This is a genomic window from Burkholderia sp. BCC1977, from assembly GCF_905339595.1.
Classification (GTDB): domain Bacteria; phylum Pseudomonadota; class Gammaproteobacteria; order Burkholderiales; family Burkholderiaceae; genus Burkholderia.
Genome location: NZ_CAJPGQ010000004.1, coordinates 170,066 through 192,814, shown reverse-complemented (window position 1 = coordinate 192,814; position 22,749 = coordinate 170,066). Strand labels below are relative to the sequence as shown.

Sequence of the window (22,749 nt, the reverse complement as noted above, 5' to 3'; positions counted from 1 at the left end):
CGCTTGCCGGCGCGGCTCGCATTGCGGTGCCGCGCCTCCCTCTTCACCGCACGTCACTCCGTACGATTCGTCATGAACTGCTCTTCGCCGCTTTCGTCACTCGTCTGCATCGTTTCGGCCGGCATTGCCGGTGCCGCCGGCGCACAGACGTTGTCCGCCACGCCGGTCGACGCGCCGGCCTTCTCGTCGTCGACGCTGCGCGCGCCGCTGCCGCTCCAGCGTTCGGCGCAATCCGCGACGGCCAGCGCGGCCGCGGAGCCGGTCATGGCCGGCTCCGACGTCATGGCCCCTGCTGCGGCGCTTCCCGCCGCGAACCCCGCCGCACGACCCGAATCGCGTGCCCGCGGCATGCTGCGCCGACCCCTCGTGCCGACGCGGCCGCATCGCCCGCAGGTGGCGGATGCCGCAACGGAAAACGTCTGGCACACCGGCACGCTGTACGCGTCGCCCTACGCGAAGTCGCCCTACGAGCAACCGGGCGATCCGGACTGATGCATCCCGGCCGGCCATGCGTCGGCATGACCTGCCACGCGCCGATACGGGATTGGACACCACGGCGAACGGCGCGTCTGTGAGGGACCCCACCGAACGCCGATCTTCATATCTAACGGGGATCGCACCCCGAAGCGCCGACGCGTGCGACGCGTGCGACGCATCACGCATCACGCATCACGACCGGCCGACCGACACGCTCGCGTACGGTCGCGCGGCCGCTTCCGGCGTTGCCGGATCCGCGACGCGCACGACCGGCCGGGCCGAGTCGCGGCCCAGCGCCTGCATGCACAGGTCGATCACGATGTCCGTGCCCACCGCGCCGTACACCGCATGGTCGACCTGCGGCTTCAGGTGCAGGCGCACGTGACGTGAGCACCGGAATGCACGCTCGATCGCGCCGAAGTGACGCCGGACATCGTCGATGCCGGGGTCGAGCGCGCCGTACACCAGCGTCGTCCATACGTTGCGCTGCGCAAGCGCATGCATCACGCCGCGTGGCGTGCCGATGCGCGGCTTCCAGCCGACGCGCGCGGCGAGTTCCTTCGCCGGCACGCTGACCCGCGCGATCGCATTCGCGGCCACCGCCCGCACGATCGGCCGCAGGTCGCGCCGTTCCCGCACGAGACGCTTCCACTTCTGCCAGTCGCGCACCGACAGCCAGTAGCCGCGCACCGAGTTGTTGCGCTGCTTCTGCACCGCATCGAGCGAAAGCCCGGCCGGCCACACGAAGCGGGCGAGGTTGATCGCGATCACGCCGCCGAGCGACGGCGTCTTCACCGCCGCATGCAACGCCGCATAGGCGCCGGAACAAATGCCGGCCGCCACGACCTCCGGGTGACCGAGCGCGCGCAGCCAGTCCGCGGCAGCGGCCACATCGTCGCTCGACTGCGTCGAATACACGACGCCCGACTGGTCGTCCAGCGCAGCGGGCCCGCTATCGCCGACGCCATGCACGTCGATTCGCAGCGTCGTCACGCCGGCGCGTGCCAGCGTGCGCGCGAGGCGCACGCTGAAGCGCCCTTCGCCGCTGCGCGGATTCGTCGACGTGTTCGCGATCACGACCGCCGGACCGACCGGATTCGCCGGCCGCGTGTCGGCGGGACGGCACAGCACGCCGACCAGCCGGTCCGGACCGACCGCGACGACCTGCTCGGTCATGTCGTGCATGTCGAGCGCGACCGCCGATTCGCCGTTCCATGTCGGGTCGACGCGCGCCGAGGTTGCGGCGCCGGCCGGCCTACGCGGCGCGCGTTCGGCGATCCAGTTCGCGAGCGTGTCGATCGCCGCGAGCGGCAAGCGCGAGCGCGTGCCGTCCAGCATCGTCGTCGGCCATTCGCGGAACGGATCGCTCGCGACGTTCACGCCGCGCGCGAGCAACGCTTCGCGCAATGCCGGCCCGTCGCCCTGATCGGGCTGGATCAGCAGCATCGCGCCGGGCAAGGTCGGCGCATCGCGCACGACGTCGCACAGATCGACCGCCTTCAGCGCATCGACGAAATCGGCGGGAAAGCGATGCCCGAGCACGTTCATGCACGGTTCGTCGCGATGCGCGGCGCGGATGGCGGGCGACGTGGTATCGAGCCACTGGCGATGCACGAACGACAGCTCACGCAGGTAGGCACGACCGCGCACGACCGGCGCCAGCGCCACCACGGCGTCGACGCGCGGCGCCGGGCGCGGGCCCACGCCCGCGGCGGCCAGCATCGCGAACAGCGCGCCCGCGCGAATCCCGACGAGCGTCAGCGCGGTGACGCCGGCCTGGTCGCGCAGCAGGTCGATCGCATCGTGAATGCCGGCGATGCAGGCGGCATGCCGACCGACATCGCGGTCGTCGCCCGCCGAGTCGCCGGTGCACGGATAGTTGAATCGCAATACCGTGACACCCTCGCGGGCCAGCCGCTCCGCGATCGCCCGCGTGAGCTTGTGCGTCCACGAAGCCTCGTGACCCAGCGATTCGCACAGGATCACGCCTTGTGTCGTCTGTCCTTCGTGCAGCCACCCCACGCAGCTGCCGAACGTTATCGGCTTCAATCGGTACTCCTCGGATCGGTGTTTTTATTCGGACGCGGACACCCGTTCCGGCGGCTCCACCGGAATGGGCGACTCCACGCTGGCAACTGCTCGATGCACGCACGGCCACCCGACAGCGGACATCCACCGCGCCCCTGCGCGGCCCGCTCATCGTGCTCCGTACGCTGTCCGGTTCCTGCTCCCGGGATGGTTTCGTGCGATCGCACGTGTCGGCCCGGTTGCGTGGAATCCGCCGCCTTGTCGCGACGGTGCCCGGCACCGCTTTCGTTCGCCACGAACGAGAACGGCGCGTCCGATTAGATCATCCGGTCCGATCGGCCTTCGGTGCGCCAGCTTACAAATGCATTCTTCGCTGTCGCGATACAACGACGTCTTCGACGTCGCGATTCGCTCCGCGTATACGTACGGAATCCGCGAACGGTAGGCTCGCGAACACAGCGGTCATGCACGGCCCGTATCATGACCGCCATACGATGTGGCCGTGTCCGGCATCGCCGGGCGAAACCGGCGCCCGCCGGAACGGGCCGCGAACCCACGCAGCCGGGCCAACGCCGACCGGCCGCGCGAGCGCACGGCGGCCCGCACGCCGCAGCCATGCGACACCCACGGCGCCGACCGAGCGAATGTCAAACCTCAAGAAGAACTTCCTGCTGCTGCTGACGTTGCAGATTTCGATGTACGCGGTGCCGCTGCTGATCGCACCGCTGCTGACGCACGCACTGGGGCCGGAAGGCTACGGGCAGCTCGCGTTCTCGCTCGCGGTCATCGCCTATCTCACCAACTGCACGAGCTACAGTTTCGACCTGACCGCCACGCCGCGCATCGCGCTCGCCCGCGACGACCGCGCCGAACGCTCCCGCATCTTCTGGGCGACGCTGTATGCACAGATCGGCATCGCGGTGATCTGCTTCGTCGTGCTGGTTGCGCTGATCGTGCTGGTCGGGCGCTTCGGCGAAGACCGTGACCTCCTGCTGATCGGTTTCGGCATGGTGGCCGGCGTGGCCTTCACGCCGGGCTGGTATTTCCAGGGCATGGAGAAGCTGCGCGCGCTGAGCGTGATCCTGTTCATCGGCCGCATCCTGAGCCTGCCCGCGATGTTCGCGCTCGTGCACAGCCCGGCGGACATCGATCGCGCGATGATCGTCAACGCCGCCGTCCCGACGCTGTCCGCGGTCGTACTGGCCGTCTACCTGTATGCCCAGCGCGAAATCGACTTCGTTCGCGTGGGTTTCGCCGACATCGCCGAATCGCTGAAAGGCGGCTGGCAGGTGTTTCTCGCATCGACGTCGATCGCGTTCTACGCGTCGACCAACACCGTGCTGCTCGGCTTCGTGTCGGGCAACGTCGCGGCCGGCTACTTCGCCGCCGGCGACAAGCTGATCCGCGCCGCGCTCAGCATGCTGCAGCCGCTGAAGGCCGCCACCTATCCGCGCATCAGCTATCTGATGCGGCACGCGCGCAACGACGCGTTCTCGTTCCTGCGCAAGCTGTTCGTCGTGCAGGTCGCGATGGTGCTCGGCATCTCGCTCGCGATCTTCTTCGGCGCGCCGCTCGCCGTGCGCATCCTGTACGGCCCCTCGTACGAACCGACGGTCCAGGTGCTGCGCTGGATGGCCTTCATTCCCTTCATGGCCGGCATGACCGACCTGTTCGGCGTGCAGACGATGCTGCCGCTCGGGATGAAGTCGGAATTCACCCGGATCCTGATGTCATCGGGCATTCTGAACATCGTGCTGGTGCCCGTGCTCGCGAAGTACTTCGCCGAGCTGGGCGCCGCCGCTGCCGTGCTGACCGCCGAGGCAGCGGTCGCCGCGGCGCTCGCGACCGTCGTCTATCGCGCCGGCGTTCCGCTGCCCGGCAGTCCCGTCGCGCGGCGCGGCTAACTCACCGCCCCGGGGCTGACGAACCTCCGTTCCGGGGCGGCCGGAATCCACGGTGCGCCGTTCGATGCATGCGCAACGAACCGCACGCGCACTCGTCTTCGCGTTCCACCCCCTTCTGCACGTTCGCACGCAGGTACTTCTTACTCCGCCGGGCACGTGCCATCGGGAACGATGACCGCCTTTTCCCCACGCCACGCAATCCCGTCGAAAAAAGATCGTACGTATCGGTAGAAACACCGATGCTGTAGTCAAACTACATTCGTACGATTGGCGACTGCAGAGAATCGCTACATCCGATTCGGCAGTGTCGGACGGTCCGCGTCGCCGTCCGCGTTGCTCGATCGGGCCCAACCGGCCGTAACGATTCCCCGCCTGGCCTGGCATGCGGACGCGCAACCACCCTGCATCGCCAGCCGAATGCGTCCGGTGCGAATCCACCGGACGTGCGCAGCTCCAGACATCATCCGAACAACCGGCAATACGATCATGGAGAGCAACATGCGGGACACCCTCTGGCCGGCCGCCGTGCTGGCAGCGACCCTCTGCACCAGCGTCTACGCGGGCAACGCCGATTTCAATTCACAGGGCGACGCCGCCGACGCGGTCGCGTCGTCCGCCGCGCAGCGGCGCGCCGACCTTCTCGTGCGCAAGATGACGCTCGACGAGAAACTGCAGTTCATTCATTCGCAATACGAAATGTCAAAGGTGCCGGCTGGCGGTGCCGGCTACATCCAGGGTGTGCCGCGGCTCGGTATTCCCGATCTCAACATGGTCGACTCGGCGACCGGCTCCGGCAGCACGTCGCTCGCGAGCACGACCTTCCCCGCCACGATCGCCGTCGCCGCGAGCTGGGATCGCCGCCTGTCGTACGACTACGGCAAGCAGGTCGCGATCCAGTTGCGCGCGCAAGGGTTCGGCATGGGGCTCGGCGGCGGCACCAACCTCGCGCGCGAGCCGCGCGGCGGACGGCTGTTCGAGTATCTCGGCGAGGATCCGCTGCTCGCCGGCGACCTGCTCGCGGAGCGCACGCTCGCCACGCAGCGGCAGAAGGTCATCGCGACCATCAAGCACTATGCCGGCAACGAGCAGGAGCATGGCCGGATGGGCGGCAACACGCAGATCGACGAACGCACGCTGCGCGAGCTCTACCTGCTGCCGTTCGAGATCGCCGCGAAGCGCGGGCAGCCCGGCAGCGTGATGTGCAGCTACAACCGCCTGAACGGCGCGTACGCGTGCGAGAACCATCATCTGCTGAACGACGTGCTGAAGAACGAATGGGGCTTCCAGGGCCAAGTGCAATCCGACTGGGGCGCGACGCACAGCACTGCCGCCGCGATCAACGCCGGTCTCGACGAGGAAGAGGACGTCGGGCCGAGCGTCTATCTGACGCCCGCCGCCGTCAAGCAGGCAATCGCGAACGGCTCGGTGTCGACCGCGCGCCTCGACGACATGGTGCGTCGCAAGCTGGCCGTGATGATCCGCGTCGGCGTGATGGACGACCCGGCCAAGGGCGGCGGCACGATCGACTTCGCGGCTGCGAACCGGTTCGCGCAGGGCGCCGCCGAGCAGTCGATCGTGCTGCTGAAGAACGACGGCAACCAGTTGCCGCTGGCGGCGTCCGCGCTGTCGCGCATCGCCGTGATCGGCGGCCACGCCGATACGGCCGTGCTGTCGGGCGGTGGCTCGGGCAACACGCGAGATCCGGTCACCGGTTCGTTCGCGGGCTGCGGCGGCCTGACGTTCGGGTCATCGACCGGCTGCAGCTGGTGGCGCAATCCGTGGCTCAAGGTCGACGTGCCGATCGTCGCGGCGATCCGCGCGCTCGCGCCGGCGGCACAGGTCACGTTCGCGGGCAACAGCGACCAGCAGTCGCCGTTCCGCGCGTACACGCAGCAGGAAATCGACCAGGCCGCGGCGCTCGCGGGCCGCTCGGACGTCGCGATCGTGGTGGTCGCGCAGCCGGCCGGCGAGGATTTCGGCGATCTGCAGAGCCTGAGCCTCGCGAATCCGTCGAACCAGGATGCACTCGTCGAGGCCGTCGCGCGAGCGAATCCGCACACGATCGTCGTCGTCCAGAGCGGCAATCCGGTGCTGATGCCGTGGAAGGACAACGTGTCGGCAATCGTCGAGGCGTGGTATCCGGGCGAAGGCGGCGGCAAGGCGATCGCGAACGTGCTGTTCGGCGCGGTCAATCCGTCCGGCAAGCTGCCCGTCACGTTCCCGGCGCGCGACCAGGACACGCCGACGTGGGGGCAAGGCGGCGCGTTCGACAACGATCCCGTCTACGCGGAAAAGCTGAACATGGGCTATCGCTGGTACGACGCGCGCAACGTCAAGCCGATGTTCGAATTCGGCTACGGGCTGTCGTACACGCACTTCGCGTATTCGGGGCTGTCGGTGTCGCGGCAACCGGACGGCTCGCTGAGCGTCGCGTTTACCGTGCGCAATGACGGCCGCGTCGCCGGCGCGGAAACGCCGCAGGTCTATTTGGGCCTGCCGTACAAGGACGAACCGCCGAAGCGGCTGGTCGGCTGGGAAAAGATCCGGCTGAACCCGGGCGACGCACGGCGTGTTCGCGTGACCGTGTCGCCGCGGATGCAGAGCGTGTGGGACACGTCGCGCAACGGCTGGAAAGTCGTGCCGGGCGGGACGGTGTATGTCGGCGCGTCGTCGCGCGATATCCGGCTGCAGGGGAGTTAGTCAGCCGGCGTGACGATGCCGGGTGTCGGATGTCGGGCGGAACGCCGCCCGGCACCCGCGAGCAAGGCGGCGACTCCTGCGACGAATGGGGTGCTGCCGGCCGGCGTGCCATGCGGAATCGCCGCGCTTCGTTCGCATTGCCGGCCAGGCGTCGGCGATGCGCGCGCGATGCGGACACGAATGAAAATCGGGAACACCATCCATTCCCGGATTAACTTGCTCGTGCGGCCCGTTCGGGTAGGATGTGAACGTGCGATTTAGCGGATTTCGTACCGGCCACCCGCCGCACGAATGTGATAGCGTGGTGAAACCGCAGCACGGTCTCGTCGCCGATGGTCGCGAGTCGAACATGTCGGCAGGACTGTGGGCGCGCTTCGTCGTCAGTCGTCATTGCAAAGGAGTTCTCCCATGTGGACCAAACCTGCCTACACTGATCTGCGTCTCGGTTTCGAAGTCACGATGTACGTGTCGAATCGCTGATTCGGGCACGCCATCCGGAAAGGAAAGCCTCGGTCTGCCGAGGCTTTTTCTTTGCCTCGCATCCCGGCCCCGCGTCGCACCGCCATGCTCATACACATCCTCGGATCCGCCGCGGGTGGCGGCTTCCCGCAATGGAACTGCAACTGCGCGAACTGCGCGGGTTTTCGGGCGGGCACGGTCGACGCACGGGCCCGCACCCAGTCGTCGATCGCGCTGTCCGACGACGGCACGAACTGGGTGCTGTGCAACGCGTCCCCCGACATTCGCGCCCAGCTGCAAGACTTCCCGTCGTTGCAGCCGGGCCACGCGCCGCGCGACACCGGCATCGGCGCGGTCGTGCTGATGGACAGCCAGATCGACCATACCGCCGGCCTGCTCAGCCTGCGCGAAGGCTGTCCGCTGCAGCTGTGGTGCACCGACATGGTCCACCAGGACCTGACCACCGGCTTTCCGCTGTTCAACATGCTCGAACACTGGAACGGCGGGCTGGTCTGGAACCGTATCGTGCTCGGCGACAGCTTCGCCGTGCCCACCTGCCCGAACCTGCGCTTCACGCCGCTGCCGTTGAGCAGTGCCGCGCCGCCCTACTCGCCGCATCGCCTCGATCCCCATCCCGGCGACAACATCGGCCTGCTCGTCGAGGATCGCCGCACCGGCGGCACGCTGTTCCATGCGCCGGGGCTCGGCACGGTGGACGACGCACTGCTGCAACGGATGAACGACGCGGACTGCGTGCTCGTGGACGGCACGCTGTGGGATGACGACGAAATGCGGCGACGCGGCGTCGGCGTACGTACCGGCCGCGAAATGGGTCATCTCGCACTGAACGGTCCGGGCGGCATGCTCGACGTACTGGCCCGGGTGCCGGGCCCGCGCAAGGTGTTGATTCACGTCAACAACACCAATCCGATCCTCGACGAACGTTCTCCCGAACGCGCGGAATTGCGGCAGCGCGGTATCGAGGTCGCCTTTGACGGGATGGACATCGTGCTATAAAAAACGCATGGTCCCGCAGCTGTGACGCGCATCGTGATGCGTGCGACGTCGACTGCGGTACGCCACGCGCCCTTCCACCGTCCGCAACGCCATGGAACCGTCGATGAGCCAAGCCGCTCTCCCTCCCGCCCAGTTCGAACAGGCGCTGCGTGCCAAGGGCGCCTTCTATCACATCCACCACCCGTACCACGTCGCGATGTTTGAAGGCCGCGCGACCCGGGAGCAGATACAGGGCTGGGTCGCGAACCGCTTCTACTATCAGGTCAACATTCCGCTGAAGGATGCGGCGATCCTCGCGAACTGCCCGGACCGCGAGGTTCGCCGCCAGTGGGTCCGGCGCCTGATCGATCATGACGGGACCGCCGGCGACGAAGGCGGTATCGAAGCATGGCTGAGGCTCGGTCAGGCGGTCGGGCTGGACCCCGCGCAGTTGCGCTCGCAGGAACGCGTGCTGCCCGGCGTACGCTTCGCCGTGGACGCCTACGTGAATTTCGCGCGCCGCGCGAGCTGGCAGGACGCGGCCGGCAGTTCGCTCACCGAGCTGTTTGCGCCGCAGATCCATCAGTCGCGTCTCGACACCTGGCCGCGCCATTACCCGTGGATCGATCCGGACGGCTACGCATATTTCCGCACGCGCCTCGGCCAGGCGCGCCGCGACGTCGAGCACGGGCTCGACATCACGCTGCGGCATTACACGACCTACGAAGGCCAGCAGCGGATACTGGACATCCTGCAGTTCAAGCTCGACGTTCTGTGGACGATGCTCGACGCGATGTCGATGGCCTACGAACTGCATCGGCCGCCTTATCACACCGTCACCGGCCAGCCGGTCTGGCACAAGGGAATCGCGCCATGAATTTCGACAGAAATCGCGTGCCGCACTGGCGGCCGGGTTTTCGCTTTCAGTTCGAGCCGGCCCAGCATGCGCACGTGCTGCTGTACCCCGAAGGCATGGTCAGATTCAACGAAAGCGCGAGTGCGATCGGCGGGCTGATCGATGGCTCGCGCACCGTCGCGGACATCGTTGCGCATCTCGAACGGCAATTCCCCGACGTGCCCGAACTCGGTAACGACGTCGAGGGTTTCATGGAGACCGCCCGTGCCCAACACTGGATCGAACTCGCGTGAACCGGTGACGCCCGACGCCGCGCGGCCGGCAGCCGGATTGCCGCTGTGGCTGCTGGCCGAACTCACGTACCGGTGCCCGCTGCAGTGTCCGTACTGCTCGAATCCGCTCGACTTCTCGCGCCAGGGCGCGGAGCTCGACACGGAACGGTGGTTCAGGGTCATGGCCGAAGCGCGCGAGATGGGCGCCGTGCAGATCGGCTTCTCGGGCGGCGAACCGCTCGTGCGCCCGGATCTTGCCGCACTGATCGGCGAGGCGCGCCGGCTCGGCTACTACACGAACCTGATTACGTCGAGCATCGGCTTGGCCGAGCAGAAGATCGACGCGTTCCGCCGCGCCGGCCTCGATCACATCCAGATCAGCTTCCAGGCGAGCGACGCGACGGTCAACGACATGCTGGCCGGATCGAAGAAGGCGTTCGCCCACAAGCTCGCGATGGCCCGCGCGGTCAAGGCGCACGGCTATCCGATGGTGCTGAATTTCGTCACGCACCGGCACAACATCGACGACATCGACCGAATCATCGAGCTGTGCATCGCACTCGACGCGGACTACGTCGAGCTCGCGACGTGCCAGTACTACGGATGGGCCTACCTGAACCACCAGGCGCTGTTGCCCACCCGCGCGCAACTCGAACGTGCGGAGCACATCACGAACGAGTATCGGGCAAGGCTTGCCGCTGCGAACAATCCGTGCAGGCTGATCTTCGTCACGCCCGACTACTACGAGGAGCGGCCGAAACCCTGCATGAGCGGCTGGGGCAGCCTCTTCCTGATCGTCACGCCGGACGGCACCGCGCTACCGTGCCACGGCGCGCGGCAACTGCCGATCGCCTTTCCGAACGTGCGCGACCACGACCTGCGATACATCTGGTACGAGTCGTTCGGCTTCAACCGCTTCCGCGGCGACGACTGGATGCCCGAACCGTGCAGGTCGTGCGACGAGAAGAAGAAGGACTTCGGCGGATGCCGATGCCAGGCGTACATGATGACGGGCGATGCGAGCCTCACCGATCCGGTGTGCGGCAAGTCGCCTCATCACGACCTGGTCGAGAAAGCACGCGAGGCCGCGCTCGCGCCGCTGCAACCCATGGCGCAACTCGTGTTTCGCAACGCACGCAACTCGCGTGAATTGACGAAGACCTGAACGGCGCCACGCGGCCGCCGCCGCGCGACACCCGGACATCTCGCCGCGCGCCGCGTCATCGCGCCGGATTCAGCGGTGAACACCCGGGTTGTCGGCAACCCATGGATTCCGTTTTTTCAACCGTGCCGCACCGACGCCCCGTCACACGCCGGTCACCGCCCACGGCTCGGCAGCGAGGCGCTCCGCCAGATAATCCATGAACGCGGTCACGCGCACCGGGCGCAAGCTGCTCGGCGGCGTCACGAGATTCACACCCACCCGATCGATCCGCCATTCGGGCAACACGTCCACCAGTTCGCCCCGCTTCAACGCGTCCCCGACGACGAACTCCGGTTGCAACGCGACGCCCCGGGCAGCCAGCAGCGCGGGAACGATCACGTCGGCGCTGTTGCTGCGAATGATGCCGCGCACCGTGACCGCGAACGTATCTCCGCATGCATGACGGAATTGCCATAGTTCGGGGGTCGCCAACCCCGTGTAGACGAGACACGCATGGCGGGCCAGGTCGCGGGGATGCGTCGGCCGCCCCCATCGTTTCAGATAGGCCGGCGAAGCCACCAGCGGGAAATTCACCGCGCAGAGCCGGCGCGCCCGCAACGACGAATCGGCAAGTTCCGCGATGAGCACCGCCACGTCGAACCCGCCGGCCACCACGTCGACGATGCGGTCGGTGACCGACAGGTCGATCTCCACCTCCGGATAGCGTTCGAGAAAGCCAGGAATCAGCGGCGCGACATGGCGGCTCGCGAACGACATCGGCGCGGCAACGCGCACCAGACCGCGCGGTTCCGTCGCGTGCGACGACGCCTCGGTCTCCGCCGCCGCGGCTTCGCTGAGAATGCGAATCGCTCGCGATTTGGCGATTTCGCCGGCGGCCGTCAGCGAAACCTGACGCGAGGTTCGATAAAAGAGCGCCGTGCCGAGCCGGCGCTCGAGTCGGGAAATGGCTTTCGACACGGTCGGCTGCGAGAGGTCGAGCGCCTCCGCTGCCCTGGCGAAAGAGCCCGTTTCGAGCACGTGCGCGAAAATCGCCCATGCCTCGAGGTCAGGAAGTATCTGCATTAGACAGCACGCCTCCGGTTGGCCGATCCGGCCTTTACTTGCCGATACCGGTACCGCGCCCTGCAGTGTTCGCGCTGCATGAGCACCGCCGCCGATACCGTCTGCGCAACGTGCACACCGCTAGAAAAGCGTATGAATGCCGATGCGGGCAATGGCCTGGTTCACGCCGGACGACGCGCCATCCGGATCCAGCACACCATTGATCTGCGCCTGGGCACCGCTGCTTGCCCGCTGCCACACACCGGTCACATACACCATCGTTCGCTTCGACAGCGTGTACTGCACCGTCGCCGTGACCTGATGCGCGTGGTCATTGTCGAGCGCCGCGTTCCCCTTCATGTATATGTAGTCCGCGCCGATCCTGACCGGACCGGAGAGTTGCCAGGTGCCGCCCGACTCGGCCATCCACACCGAGCCACCGGACGCAGCGTTATGAACGGTCGTCACCAGCGCGCTCAGGTTCGCCCGTCCGATCCGGTAGTGCGCCCCAGCGCCCCAGTTCCGCACGCTTGTCGCGACGGAGCCCGGCTGTGCGCCATATTTCTCGTTGGTGTACGCGGCGGCAGCGCCGAACGGTCCGGCCTCGTAGTCGAGACTGGCGCTCACCGTATTGCCGGCGCCGATCGACCCCGGCACGCCGCCGAACGCGTAAAGCGCGCCCGCCTTCAGCCCGTGGATGACAGGGCTCACGAACTTGACGGCGTTCGCCACACGCTGACTACCCGCCATCCGGTCCCAGTCGAACGCGCCAGTCGGGTTGCCGGGCAGCGCGAGCTTGCGAAACGGTCCGTTGCGCAGGTTGTACAGTCCGGCGACATCGGCCGCCGCGTCGGTGCCGCTGAAGAACAGCGTGTCGGCCATGAATTCATACTGGTTGCCGAACGTCAGCGTGCCCAGCCGGTCGTTCTGCACGCCGACGTACGCGGTACGCGCGAACAGGCCATTCCCGATCAGCGCACCGGTGCCCGGTGAAATCTGGCTGACCAGCTGGAAAATGACCTTCGAGCCGCCGCCGACATCTTCGCTTCCGCGCAAGCCGAGCAGGCTCGGCGTAAAGATCCCGTCGTCGAATTTCGCATTGCCGAGGCCGCCTTCGTTACTGACGTAACTCACTCCCACGTCGAGCGCGCCGAACAACGTGACACTGCCCTGCGCGCATGTGATCGGCACATGCGCAACCATCAACAGGGCCGGGGCATAGAAACGCTTACCGAACATGAACAGCCTTCTTCATTACTTCGTTATCCGAATCACGATGACCGGACCCTTCAATCATCCCGTGCAATGCAGGTACGCACACGCACACCGCCGTCATGCCCGATCGTGCAACAGGCGGCACGCATCGACCGGCACGAGTCTAGCGCATGGCATGACGCTTCGACGTTCGACCGGCGAGAACACAATGTTCTGCATCTCCCGGCTACGCAACGCATCGCGGATCGCCTACACTCGTTCGGTGCATCGGCAGATGCGCCGCTATCCGAGCCGCGACGAACCGCGATCCGTGGCCGACGAGAATCGATTGCGCATGCGATCGCGACACCCTCCGCTGCGCGCGATGCTTCGCGTTCACCTCGAGCCGACCGGCGCACGCCAGGCCCCCGCTTGCCGGGCACGGAACCCCTTCCTCCGCGGATTTCCGCTTTCGTCCTCCGGAACGTCCCGACCGCGCTTCACGTCCGATGGTTGAACCCGGGCGAAGCGCTCCATCGCCCCCTCGTCACCCGGTGGTCGCGTTCGTCGCACGCGTTTTCACGCTCCGGATCGACCGGCGCGCCGACCGCGCCGAATCCCTCGACGCGCGCCACGGTAAAATTCCGTCGTGACCCGTTGCTCATCCCGTTCAGGTGCCATGCCGGCCTGATTCCGGCATGCATCGCCAGCCATCGAAAGCGCGCCGCACAGGATCCCCTATCTCCTTGATTCCTATACACTCACCGTTTCCCGGAACATGACTTACTCGCTTGCCACCCTCTACACAAGGGAACTCGAGATCCGCAAGAGCCGCTTCATCGCGTTCGCGATCCCCGTCGAGGACCGCGATGCCGCGATGCAGGCGCTGCAGCGCCTGCGCGACGACCACCCGACGGCCACCCACGTGTGCTGGGCGCTGCTAGCCGGCGGCCAGTCCGGGATGTCCGACGACGGCGAGCCGTCCGGCACCGCCGGCCGGCCGATCCTCGAAGTGCTGCGTCACCACGATCTCGACGGCGTGCTCGGCGCGGTCGTCCGCTACTACGGCGGCGTGAAGCTCGGCGCGGGCGGCCTGGTGCGCGCCTATACGGATGCGATCGCGTCGACACTGCTCGATGCCGAACGCGTCGAACGCATTCGCCACACGCGGTTCGCGATCGAAATCGGCTACCCGGACGAAGCACGGGTGCGCCGCTGGATCGAGCAGGCAGGTTACGCGCTGGTGGACAGTGCGTACGGGATGACGGTGAAGCTCGTGATCAAGCTGCCGGAAACGGCCGAGGCGGCGGCGAAATCCGAACTGTTCGACCTGACGCAGGGACGCTCGGGCTTCCCCGACCTGTGAGAATCGGGCAACCCGCCCGGCATCGCCGTCACGGTTTCACACAGATTCCCGTGAAAATTCAGATGCGTCCGATAGAAAACCCGCGCGCCGAAACTTAACCTCTCCTGTATTCCTCGCGACGCGACCTGCAAACGTCTGGCCGGGCGTGCAGACACGCGGCACATCGCGCGTCGCCAACAATCAGAATTCAGCCAGGGAATATCGGACGCATGCAACTGCAAAAACTACAAGCCCAGCTCGCGGAACTCGATCGGCGCATCCGGGCGGAGCGCCGCCGCGAACGCCAGGCGGCACTGGTGCAGGTACGCCAGCTCGTGACGAACTATGCGCTGACCGCGCGGGAAGTCTTCGGGCAGGGTTACAGCGATCGCGCGAAGCTGTTCACGATGGGCGCGAAATATCGCGATCCGGTGACGGGCGCCACCTGGAGCGGACGCGGTCGCACCCCCGCCTGGATCGCCGGCCGCGACCGCGCCGCGTTCCTGATCCGGGAATAACGCGCGCCGCGTTGCACGGCGCGCCTTCGTGGTCGATCCAACCGACCTGAACCGCTCAATAAACGTCCGGGACGATCATGCTGTCCGGCGTCGGACGGCGAATGTAGTCCTCGTGATGCTCGCGCTGCGGCAGATCGATCGTCGGCCGCGGCACGTCGTGATACGGCACCTGGGTCAGCAGATGGTGGATGCAGTTCAGGCGCGCGCGCTTCTTGTCGACCGCCTGCACGACCCACCACGGCGCCTCGGGAATGTGCGTGCGCTGCAGCATTTCTTCCTTCGCGGCCGTATAGGCTTCCCAGCGGCGGCGGCTCTCGAGGTCCATCGGGCTCAGCTTCCACTGCTTCAGCGGATCCTCGATCCGGCTCTGGAAACGCAGCTCCTGCTCATGGTCGGTGATCGAGAACCAGTACTTGACGATCTGGATCCCGCTGCGTGCGAGCATTTTCTCGAACTCGGGCACCGAGCGGAAAAACTCTTCGTATTCGTTGTCGGTGCAGAAGTTCATCACGCGCTCGACGCCTGCGCGGTTGTACCAGCTGCGATCGAACAGCACGATCTCGCCGCCAGCCGGCAGATGCGCGACATAGCGCTGGAAATACCATTGCGTGCGTTCGCGGTTGCTCGGCGCCGGCAGCGCCGCCACGCGGCACACGCGCGGGTTCAGGCGCTGCGTGATGCGCTTGATCGCGCCGCCCTTGCCTGCCGCGTCGCGCCCCTCGAAGATCACGACGAGCCGGTGCCCCGTGCTCACGACCCAGTCCTGCAGTTTCACGAGCTCGCCCTGCAGCCGGAACAGCTCGCGGAAATACTGCTTGCGCGCTTCGCGGCGCTCCGGCGAGAACAGCAGATCCTCGTCGCTGTCGAAGCGGCGGTCGTCGAGCTCCATTTCGAGTTCTTCGTCGTACGCGTCGACGAGGTCTTCCTCGAAACGGCGCTGGCGCGACTCGAGCGATGCCGTATCGGTGAAGTCGTCGGTCTCGGTGCGGGTGGCGTTATCGCCCATGGGGCCTCCTTCCTTCAATTGACGCAGCCAAACGCCTCCATTATCCCAGTGTCTCGCGTCAAATTGATGAAAAAGGGGCCGATCCGCCCCTCAGAAGCGGAATCCGAGCAGCACGCTCGCCAGCACCGGGTTCGCGGAGATATCGAAGGTATTGGACGCCAGCGTCCGGTTCGGCTGGCTGATGTCGAGCGTGATCTTCGTGCGCAGCGGGATATAGGTGACCATCCCCGTGATCCAGAACCGGCGCGTGATCTGGTAGCTCGCGCCGACGGTAAATACCGGTTCCCACACGCTTTTCACCTTCGCCGATACGTTGGTCCGCCCCGACAGCAGCAGGTCGCCGCCGGCATCCCAAACCCGCTGGAACCACGCCGGATCGAGCAGCAGCGACTGCAGGCTGCCGATGTCCGCCCCGGCCGCGAGCAGCCCGCCGAGCGACGCGAGCTTGCGCTGGAACACCGGGTTCAGGTTCGTGTTCGTGAAGCGCGTATAGCTGATGCCGAGGCCCGCGAACGGCCGGAACCGGTCGTCGCGCTCGCCGAGGTAGTACTTGAACACGACGGAGCCGAGCCACGCGCGCGTGGTCGCGAGCGGGTTGCTTTGCGGGTTCGCGAGGTCGATCAGCGGCAGGCGCCCCTGCACGCCCGCGAAGATCCGGTCGAGCGGCAGCCCGATGCTGCCGTGCCCGCGCAGCGTCAGCACGGGCGGAATGCCGGCACCGAGCTCCGCCGCCCAGTTCTCCGAGAAAAAATGGGTGAACGTGAACGCCAGCGTGTTCGTATTGCCGAGCGACAGGCTCGACCCCGTGTTCTGGAAGCTGTTCAGCCCGAGCGCGTCGGTGTGCGTCGTGACCGGCGTCGAACGGCCGGTCGTGCCGACGAAGTGCCAGCCGAGACCGACCATGTTGCGGTCGTCGCCCGTCAGTTGCTCCAGCAGCGGCGGCGCCTGCGCGGCCGGCAGGTCGGGCAGCCGCGACGGATCGACCGGATACAGTTCGTACGGCATCCGGTCCGCGTGGACGACACCGCGCGCCGATGCCGACGCCTCGTCCGCCGCGTCGCGCGCGGCGGCGGCCGGATCGCAGCGCCCGGTGTCGCGGTCGTCGAAACCGATGCCGTCCGCGCCGTCCCCACCATCGTCGCGCGGCGCCGCGCAGGCGTGCGCCGTGCCGCCGGTACGCTGCCCGAGCGTGATCTTGCGGGCCGTGAGCGGCACCTCGGGCGGCGCTGCGGCACCGGCGCCGTCGCCGGTGCCGTCGCCGGTGCGCCCGCCGCGAGCCGGCCCGACGTCGGTCGCCCATGCGCCCGCATCGAATCCGTCCGCATCGCCGCCCGGCCAGAAGCCGATGCCGTCCGCACCGGCCGGCCAGTGCGCGGACGCGTCGCCGTCCGGCTGCGGCGCGCCGTGCGCGGCGGCGGCGCACGCGAGCAACGTCGCACCCAGCCAGCGCGGCAGCGGACGCGCGGAGCCCGGCCGCGCGCGGCGGCGGTGGTCGCGGCGCATCATCGGCTCAGGCCGGCACGCCGAACAGGCGCTGGCGAATCCGGTACAGCGGCTCGAACAGCCATTCGAGCAGGCTGCGCCGCTCGAGCACGATGTCGGCCTTCAGCATCATCCCCGCGCGCAACGACAGCGGCCGCCCGTCGAACGACGGCACGCGGTCCGCGAGTTCGACCCAGGTCTTGAAGTAGGTCTGCGGCGCGGCCGCGTCGCCCGGCAGGTTCAGCTCCTTCGCCGAGAACGCGACGGGCGAGATCGACAGCACCGTGCCGCGATAGGTGCCGAACTTCTCGACCGGATAGCTTGCGTACGCAACCTTCACCGCCTGCCCCTTCTTCACGAAGCCGGCCTTCGACGACGGAATGTAGACCTCGGCGATCAGCCCGTCGGCCTTCGCGGGCAGGATCTCGACGACGCGCGTGCCCGGCGGGTCGATCACGCCGCCCTGCACGACGTCGAGCCGCACGATCTGCCCGTCGGCCGGCGCGTACAGCACCTGGTTCACGCTCTCGTCGATGTTGTATTCCTTCGCGTTCAGCTCCTCCTGCTTGATCTTCAGTTCCGCGTTCGCGCCGTCGTACTTGCTCTGCATCGTGTCGAGGTCGCCGCGCAGCTTCATCGCGTTCTTCGCGAGCTCGGCGCGGCGCAGCAGCAGGTCCTGGTACGCCTGTCCGGCCTGCAGGTACTGCGTGTTCACCTGGTTGTACTGCTCGAGCGTCACGACCTGCTCGTCGAGCAGCTGCTTCACGCGTGCACGCCGTTCGCCGTACTCGTCGACGATGCGCTTCTGGTCCTGGATCTGCCGGTCGATCAGCCCGCGGCTTTCGCCCTGCGCGGCGATCTGCTGGTTGATCTGCTGCACCGACGACCGGTATTCGAGCCGCGCCGCGTCGATCTGCTGCGTGACCTCGACGCGTTGCCGGTCGAGCGCCGCGCGCATGCCCTGCACGTTGTTCGCCTGGCTGACGAAGCTCGTGTCGCGCGTCACCGCGAGCAGCCGCTGGCCGGCCTTCACGTGCTGATCCTTGCCGACGTACACGTCGCGCACGGCCCAGCCGGGCGGCGCGCCGACGCCGATCAGCCCCGAGCGCGGCGTCAGCATCCCGGACACGCTTTCGGTGTTCGCATAGCTGAGTTCGACGAGCGCGGTCACGAACATCGCGAACATCGCAAGCGACAGGTAGCAGAAGAACCGCATCGACACCGGCACGTCGACGACGCCGTGAATCACGGTGCCGAAGGTCGTGCCGCGCGCGAGCTTGCGCGACGGCTTCTGTTCTCGGAGGGCGGAATTCCAGGTCGGCATGGCGCGAGCTCGTCAGGCGCGACGCCGCGCGGCCGCATCGAGCAGCGGCGCCGGCATCAGGTAAGGCGTGAAGTGTTCCCAGAAGTGCCACTGCTCGGGCTGGCGCACGAGCGCCTGCTCGAGCCGGTCGACGATGCGCTGGTGCGTCGCGCGCACCGGCGATGCGTCGTCGTCCGCGCCGAGCATCGGCGCGAGCGGTGCGGCCGCGAGCTCGGTGAAATGCACCGCGCAGCGATCGCGGAACGGCACGCCCGTCGCATACGCGACCAGCAGCGGAATGCCCTGCTCGACCGCGAGCTTCACGCCGCCGCCGGCCATCCGCACCCAGCGCCCGCCGAGCCGGCAGCGATTGGTCCTGCCGAACTTGCCGTGCAGGTCGGAGAACAGCAGGAACACCGGCGCCTCGCGCCGCAGGCTCGTGATCAGTCGCCGCAGGTGCACGCGCTCCTCGATGTCGATGAACTCGACCTCGCCGGCGCCGTATTCGGCGACGAGCCGCAGCGCATCGTCGAAGAATGCGCCCGGGGCATCGCGATGCAGGATCACCATCAGCTTGCGGTCGTCGGGGATCATGAAGCGCAGCTTCGTGACGAACAGCATCAGGTTGCCGAAATGCAGGCCGGCGAGCATCAACGGGCCGCCGCGCGCGAGTGCCGCATGCAGCTGCGCGTCGCCGTCGCAGGCCATCCCGTCGATCATCGACTTCATCGACTCGAGGCTGTGCGAACGCAGCTTGAGCCCCGCGAACTCGGCCTCGAACAGCTCGCGCACGATCGCCGCCGATACCTCCCGCACGCGGCGCGGGTCGTCGTTCAGGTGGCCGCTCAGCATGTGCGCGACCGCGCGTTCGATCGACTCGCGGATGCACGGAAAGCAGCGCAGGCACGCACCCGAGCACCAGCGCATCAGCCGCAGCCCGCGCGCGGGCGACGTGCGCAGCGCGACGGCGCGTACCGCGCGCCGCACCAGGAACGCATACGAAAACGGATTGAGCAGGAAGAGTCGTCCGAGCATCACCGGGCCTCCTCGATCGCGCGCCACGCGGCCGTCGCGTCGGTCAATACGCCATCGCGCATCTGGTAGATCCGGTCGACCATCGACAGGATCGACGCGTCGTGCGTGACCAGCACGATCGTGCACGGCAGCGTCAGCACGTTGCGGCAGATCTCGTGCGTCGTCGCCTGGTCGAGGTTCGACGAGAACTCGTCGAGGATCAGCAGGCGCGGCTCGCAATACAGCGCCCGCGCGATCAGCAACCGCTGCATCTGGCCCGCCGACAGGAATTTCTGCGTATCGCCGAGCGGCGTGTCGTACCGATGGTCGAGCCGCTCGATCTCGTCGTGGATGCACGCGAGCTTCGCCGCGTCGAACATCGCGCCGATGCGCGCGGCGGGCGAGAAATTCGTGATGTTGTCGCGGATCGTCCCGCGAAACAGCTGGTCGGACTGCGTGACGGCCGCGAGATGCTTGCGATACTGGCGCAGGTTCACGTCCGCGAGATCGACGCCGCCGACGAACAGCGTGCCGGGTGCCGGCCGCACCAGCCCGCAGATCAGGTTCAGCAGCGTCGTCTTGCCGCTGCCGGTGCGCCCGACGATCGCGATCTTGCCGCCCGCCGGCACGTCGAGCGTGACGTCGCGCAGGATCGACCGGTTGCCGCCCTTCGGCGTGTACGACAGCGCGCGGATCGACAACGCGCCGTCGAACCCGTCGACCGGCCGCACGACCGCGTCCGGCGCGGGTTCCTCGGTCTCGGTCTGCAGCACGTCCGCGACCCGGTCCATGTGGACCTGCAGCACCTTGCGGCGCACGTAGAGCTGGATCGAATCGATGAACTTGTCCGCGAACAGGTTCTTGTACTGGATGAACGCGTAGATCACGCCGATCGTGCTCTGCCCGTGCATCACGAGCCACGCGCCGTACGTGACGATCACGAGCTGCTCGACGTGCACGATCCCCTTCGAGATCGCATCGAACAACAGTTGCAGCCGCTCCTGCTGGCGCATCGCCTGCAGCTTCTGCGTGAACGCGTTGATCCACAGGCCGCTGCGCGCGGTTTCCGCCGACAGCAGCTTGATCGAATGCGCGGAACGGATGTTCTCGATCAGCAGCGCGTCGGCTTCCGCGCCGCGCGTGAGGATCTGCGACATCGCATCCTGCAGCTGCGGCTGGATCGCGAGCCGGCTCAGCGCGAACAGCACCATCCCGGCGAGACTGATGCCGGCCAGCACCGGGCTGTAGTACAGCATCAGGACGAGCGTCAGCACGCAGGTGACGAGGTTGAGCAGCCCGCCGACCAGTCCGTCGACGAGAAACCGCCCGACTTCCGACACCGACGACACGCGCGAAATCGAATCGCCGGTGTTGTGGAACAGGAAATAGCCGATCGGCAGCCGCGCGAGATGCCCGACCATGTTCGACGACAGCTGCTGCGACACGATGTTGCGCAGGTAGCTCTTGATGTTGCCGACGAGGTTCGCATACAGCGTGTCGAACAGGAACACGATCGCGAACAGGATCGTCAGCAGGTACAGGATGTCGACGTCGGTCTTCTTCAGCGCCTCGTCGATCGTGAGCTGCACGTACGACGGGCCGAGCAGCAGCAGGAGCTGCGCGGCGACGCCGCCCGCGATCCCGATCGCGAGGCTCTTGCGGATGCCCGTCAGCCCTTCGAGGTAGTCGCGCAGCCGGATCCGGTCGGCCGGCCCCGCGTGCGTGAAACCGAGGTCCGGATTCAGCTCGAGCGCATAGCCGGTGATGTGCGTGAGCGCCTGCGCGAGCGGCAGTTTCGTCTCGCCGAGCGCGGGATCGACGATGTGCACGCTGCCGTAGCCGACCTTCGTCAGCACGACATAGTGGTTCATCCCCCAGTGCAGGATGCACGGCGTCTTGAGCGCGTCGAGTTCGCCGGCGTCGAACTGCAGCCCGCGCGCACGCAGGCCGAGATCGTTCGCGATCTCCATCAGGTCGAAGAACGACAACCCGGAATCGATCCGCACCGGATAGCGGTTGCGCAGCGTGCGCAACGTCGTCTCGCGTCCGTGCCACGACGCGATCATCGCGAGGCAGGCCAGGCCGCACTCCGTCACCTCGTCCTGCAGGACCGGACGGACTTTACGCGTATTGAAAAGCATGGTCGGGCAATTCCGGGACGCGGCGACCCGCCGCCGGGGCCGGCCGAAGCGGGCCCGTGGCGGGTCGTGCGCGAGTCGCGAGGGCGCAGCCGGCGCATGGCCGGCTACGGCGAAAATCGGTGCGGGCGGCCGCTCAGCGCGACGAGCCGAGCGACATCCGGAACTGTTCGACGGCGCGGGTCTGGTACTGGGTCATCAGGCCCTGCAACGTCGAGCCGATCGACTGATTGACGAGATCGACCGTATTGGCGGCCGAATTGGCGTAAAGCGACGCGCCGCCGCGAATCTGGCGGGCCTGTTCTTCCGTGATGTCTCGCATTTGTTGTGGCCTTTATATTGTGGGAATGCCTGCGGACCGTCGGCCAATTGAAATATCAACGGCCGTTGACTTTATTACGACGACAATCCGGCACTCCTGCCTCCTGATAATCGCCCGATTCGAAATAATGCATTCCGAATTCGCTTTATCCACCAAGCGGCGATCGATTCTTTTACTTCTGTTTCGCGGCACTTCACGCGGGGGGCGCCTCCCCGCGCACGGCAGTTACTTGCCGGTGTTATTGAACGTCTTCGGGTTCTGCAGGTAATTGCCGAGGCTCGGCAGGAACTGGCCGAGCGCGGTCACCACCGGCGCGGCATCCACGGCGAGGCTGCCCAGCGAGCTGATCGCACCGCCGCCGTGCACGTTCCTGACTTGCTCCGTCGTCATGACCTTCATCATTCTCTCCTCGTAAAAAATAAAGATGATGCAAAGAACCTTCATTGAAATACAAACGGCTTTTAATCCCTAGCGACTTGTTAATCTAATAATCACCGCGATTACCAGCCGAAATCAGGCTATCATGCGA

General features: G+C 66.9%; 21 protein-coding genes. 10 read left to right on the top strand and 11 right to left on the bottom strand.

Annotated elements, in window-relative coordinates:
- Positions 1-53: 53 nt before the first annotated feature.
- Entirely contained in the window at positions 54-266 is a 213-nt protein-coding gene (locus tag U5771_RS05745) for a hypothetical protein (protein WP_322023083.1), read from the bottom strand.
- On the opposite strand from U5771_RS05745, the gene U5771_RS05740 reads away from it, so the two are divergent.
- A complete protein-coding gene (locus U5771_RS05740; RefSeq protein WP_322023082.1) occupies positions 265-492 on the top strand; it encodes a hypothetical protein in 228 nt (75 codons plus the stop codon). The two genes, U5771_RS05745 and U5771_RS05740, sit on opposite strands and share 2 nt — an antisense overlap.
- A 177-nt stretch (positions 493-669) precedes the next feature.
- Here the strand turns inward: U5771_RS05740 and U5771_RS05735 are convergent, their stop codons facing one another.
- A complete protein-coding gene (locus U5771_RS05735) occupies positions 670-2,526 on the bottom strand; it encodes a serine aminopeptidase domain-containing protein (protein WP_322023081.1) in 1,857 nt (618 codons plus the stop codon).
- Between the two features lie 623 nt (positions 2,527-3,149).
- On the opposite strand from U5771_RS05735, the gene U5771_RS05730 reads away from it, so the two are divergent.
- From U5771_RS05730 to pqqE, 7 genes are all read left to right on the top strand, one after another.
- A complete protein-coding gene (locus U5771_RS05730) occupies positions 3,150-4,409 on the top strand; it encodes an oligosaccharide flippase family protein (protein ID WP_322023080.1) in 1,260 nt (419 codons plus the stop codon).
- 498 nt (positions 4,410-4,907) lie between these two features.
- Complete coding sequence (locus U5771_RS05725; protein WP_322023079.1) at positions 4,908-7,109, top strand: glycoside hydrolase family 3 C-terminal domain-containing protein; 2,202 nt, start codon at positions 4,908-4,910, stop codon at positions 7,107-7,109.
- A 408-nt stretch (positions 7,110-7,517) separates the two neighbouring features.
- Entirely contained in the window at positions 7,518-7,589 is a 72-nt protein-coding gene (gene pqqA / locus U5771_RS05720) for a pyrroloquinoline quinone precursor peptide PqqA (protein ID WP_124485082.1), read from the top strand.
- 84 nt (positions 7,590-7,673) lie between these two features.
- The gene (pqqB, locus tag U5771_RS05715) at positions 7,674-8,585 is read left to right on the top strand and encodes a pyrroloquinoline quinone biosynthesis protein PqqB (protein WP_322023078.1); all 912 of its coding nucleotides are present in this window, start codon (positions 7,674-7,676) and stop codon (positions 8,583-8,585) included.
- A gap of 103 nt (positions 8,586-8,688) precedes the next feature.
- Positions 8,689-9,441 (top strand): pyrroloquinoline-quinone synthase PqqC, encoded by a 753-nt coding sequence (gene pqqC, locus U5771_RS05710; RefSeq protein ID WP_322023077.1) that lies wholly within the window; start codon positions 8,689-8,691, stop codon positions 9,439-9,441.
- Positions 9,438-9,713 (top strand): pyrroloquinoline quinone biosynthesis peptide chaperone PqqD, encoded by a 276-nt coding sequence (pqqD, locus tag U5771_RS05705; protein WP_322023076.1) that lies wholly within the window; start codon positions 9,438-9,440, stop codon positions 9,711-9,713. Before pqqC ends, pqqD begins: the two co-directional genes overlap by 4 nt.
- The gene (gene pqqE / locus U5771_RS05700; RefSeq protein WP_322023075.1) at positions 9,685-10,857 is read left to right on the top strand and encodes a pyrroloquinoline quinone biosynthesis protein PqqE; all 1,173 of its coding nucleotides are present in this window, start codon (positions 9,685-9,687) and stop codon (positions 10,855-10,857) included. The genes pqqD and pqqE overlap by 29 nt, the downstream gene beginning before the upstream one ends.
- 141 nt (positions 10,858-10,998) lie before the next feature.
- Here pqqE and U5771_RS05695 read toward each other — a convergent pair whose 3' ends face one another.
- A complete protein-coding gene (locus U5771_RS05695) occupies positions 10,999-11,919 on the bottom strand; it encodes a LysR family transcriptional regulator (RefSeq protein WP_322023074.1) in 921 nt (306 codons plus the stop codon).
- Positions 11,920-12,039: 120 nt separating this feature from the next.
- Entirely contained in the window at positions 12,040-13,101 is a 1,062-nt protein-coding gene (locus U5771_RS05690) for a porin (RefSeq protein ID WP_415859390.1), read from the bottom strand.
- 769 nt (positions 13,102-13,870) lie between these two features.
- Here U5771_RS05690 and U5771_RS05685 point away from each other — a divergent pair.
- Together U5771_RS05685 and U5771_RS05680 are read left to right on the top strand one after the other, a co-directional pair.
- Positions 13,871-14,458 (top strand): YigZ family protein, encoded by a 588-nt coding sequence (locus U5771_RS05685; protein ID WP_322023072.1) that lies wholly within the window; start codon positions 13,871-13,873, stop codon positions 14,456-14,458.
- Positions 14,459-14,667: 209 nt separating this feature from the next.
- The gene (locus tag U5771_RS05680; protein ID WP_322023071.1) at positions 14,668-14,955 is read left to right on the top strand and encodes an H-NS histone family protein; all 288 of its coding nucleotides are present in this window, start codon (positions 14,668-14,670) and stop codon (positions 14,953-14,955) included.
- Positions 14,956-15,010: 55 nt separating this feature from the next.
- Here the strand turns inward: U5771_RS05680 and ppk2 are convergent, their stop codons facing one another.
- The 7 genes from ppk2 to U5771_RS05645 form a co-directional block, all read right to left on the bottom strand.
- The gene (ppk2, locus tag U5771_RS05675; protein WP_322023070.1) at positions 15,011-15,961 is read right to left on the bottom strand and encodes a polyphosphate kinase 2; all 951 of its coding nucleotides are present in this window, start codon (positions 15,959-15,961) and stop codon (positions 15,011-15,013) included.
- A gap of 90 nt (positions 15,962-16,051) precedes the next feature.
- Positions 16,052-17,467 carry an OmpW/AlkL family protein gene (locus U5771_RS05670; RefSeq protein WP_322023069.1) on the bottom strand — a complete coding sequence of 472 codons (1,416 nt, stop codon included), beginning with the start codon at positions 17,465-17,467 and terminating at the stop codon, positions 16,052-16,054.
- Positions 17,468-17,471: 4 nt separating this feature from the next.
- Positions 17,472-18,767: an HlyD family secretion protein gene (locus tag U5771_RS05665; RefSeq protein ID WP_322023068.1), complete on the bottom strand. Its 1,296-nt coding sequence runs from the start codon at positions 18,765-18,767 to the stop codon at positions 17,472-17,474.
- A 12-nt stretch (positions 18,768-18,779) separates the two neighbouring features.
- On the bottom strand, positions 18,780-19,784 hold the full coding sequence (locus U5771_RS05660) for a hypothetical protein (RefSeq protein WP_322023067.1): 1,005 nt from the start codon (positions 19,782-19,784) through the stop codon (positions 18,780-18,782).
- On the bottom strand, positions 19,781-21,901 hold the full coding sequence (locus U5771_RS05655; protein ID WP_322023066.1) for a peptidase domain-containing ABC transporter: 2,121 nt from the start codon (positions 21,899-21,901) through the stop codon (positions 19,781-19,783). Before U5771_RS05655 ends, U5771_RS05660 begins: the two co-directional genes overlap by 4 nt.
- A 133-nt stretch (positions 21,902-22,034) precedes the next feature.
- Positions 22,035-22,220 carry a hypothetical protein gene (locus U5771_RS05650; protein WP_322023065.1) on the bottom strand — a complete coding sequence of 62 codons (186 nt, stop codon included), beginning with the start codon at positions 22,218-22,220 and terminating at the stop codon, positions 22,035-22,037.
- Positions 22,221-22,445: 225 nt separating this feature from the next.
- On the bottom strand, positions 22,446-22,619 hold the full coding sequence (locus U5771_RS05645) for a hypothetical protein (protein ID WP_006495012.1): 174 nt from the start codon (positions 22,617-22,619) through the stop codon (positions 22,446-22,448).
- Positions 22,620-22,749: the final 130 nt, after the last annotated feature.

Coding starts and splice junctions, on each gene's coding strand:
- U5771_RS05740 (WP_322023082.1), top strand. CDS start 265: ATGGCCGGCTCCGACGTCATGGCCCCTGCTGCGGCGCTTCCCGCCGCG.
- pqqD (WP_322023076.1), top strand. CDS start 9,438: ATGAATTTCGACAGAAATCGCGTGCCGCACTGGCGGCCGGGTTTTCGC.
- pqqB (WP_322023078.1), top strand. CDS start 7,674: ATGCTCATACACATCCTCGGATCCGCCGCGGGTGGCGGCTTCCCGCAA.
- U5771_RS05730 (WP_322023080.1), top strand. CDS start 3,150: ATGTCAAACCTCAAGAAGAACTTCCTGCTGCTGCTGACGTTGCAGATT.
- pqqC (WP_322023077.1), top strand. CDS start 8,689: ATGAGCCAAGCCGCTCTCCCTCCCGCCCAGTTCGAACAGGCGCTGCGT.
- U5771_RS05685 (WP_322023072.1), top strand. CDS start 13,871: ATGACTTACTCGCTTGCCACCCTCTACACAAGGGAACTCGAGATCCGC.
- ppk2 (WP_322023070.1), bottom strand. CDS start 15,961: ATGGGCGATAACGCCACCCGCACCGAGACCGACGACTTCACCGATACG.
- U5771_RS05670 (WP_322023069.1), bottom strand. CDS start 17,467: ATGATGCGCCGCGACCACCGCCGCCGCGCGCGGCCGGGCTCCGCGCGT.
- U5771_RS05725 (WP_322023079.1), top strand. CDS start 4,908: ATGCGGGACACCCTCTGGCCGGCCGCCGTGCTGGCAGCGACCCTCTGC.
- U5771_RS05690 (WP_415859390.1), bottom strand. CDS start 13,101: ATGGTTGCGCATGTGCCGATCACATGCGCGCAGGGCAGTGTCACGTTG.
- U5771_RS05650 (WP_322023065.1), bottom strand. CDS start 22,220: ATGCGAGACATCACGGAAGAACAGGCCCGCCAGATTCGCGGCGGCGCG.
- U5771_RS05745 (WP_322023083.1), bottom strand. CDS start 266: ATGACCGGCTCCGCGGCCGCGCTGGCCGTCGCGGATTGCGCCGAACGC.
- U5771_RS05655 (WP_322023066.1), bottom strand. CDS start 21,901: ATGCTTTTCAATACGCGTAAAGTCCGTCCGGTCCTGCAGGACGAGGTG.
- U5771_RS05695 (WP_322023074.1), bottom strand. CDS start 11,919: ATGCAGATACTTCCTGACCTCGAGGCATGGGCGATTTTCGCGCACGTG.
- U5771_RS05680 (WP_322023071.1), top strand. CDS start 14,668: ATGCAACTGCAAAAACTACAAGCCCAGCTCGCGGAACTCGATCGGCGC.
- U5771_RS05665 (WP_322023068.1), bottom strand. CDS start 18,767: ATGCCGACCTGGAATTCCGCCCTCCGAGAACAGAAGCCGTCGCGCAAG.
- U5771_RS05645 (WP_006495012.1), bottom strand. CDS start 22,619: ATGAAGGTCATGACGACGGAGCAAGTCAGGAACGTGCACGGCGGCGGT.